The organism is Bifidobacterium sp. M0353 (assembly GCF_016100645.1).
Taxonomy (GTDB): domain Bacteria; phylum Actinomycetota; class Actinomycetes; order Actinomycetales; family Bifidobacteriaceae; genus Bombiscardovia; species Bombiscardovia choladohabitans.
Genome location: NZ_JACFSB010000092.1, coordinates 1 through 296 on the forward strand (window position 1 = coordinate 1; position 296 = coordinate 296).

The window sequence follows — 296 nt, forward strand, 5'->3', positions numbered from 1 at the left end:
TTCGAAAACTTCTAGGTCTTCTTTTTCGTCACCTAGCTCTTTAGCCAGCTTTCTAAAAGCTAGTTCACGGTTTTCACCTTCAAGTTTTAGAGCCTTGTTAATATAACCAGCAAAGTCTTTAACGTGATTAATTGAATTTTTGGCACGTTTAAACTTTTCACTGGACTTATCTTCTATCTCTTTTTGCATTAAGTGCAAATAGCTTTCAGGTGGCTGTCCCAGTTGAATTTGAACATAATGATGGTCTAGGCAGTTGTAAACAGTACCACAAACTTCAGCTGTTTCCTGTATATCGT

Annotated in this window: 1 protein-coding gene; it reads right to left on the reverse strand. The window is 36.8% G+C overall.

Going from position 1 to position 296, the window contains the following annotated elements; translation table 11 throughout:
• Positions 1 to 296, reverse strand: a 296-nt coding sequence (locus H3V04_RS09110) for a hypothetical protein (protein ID WP_198188290.1), incomplete at both ends; no start/stop codon positions are given.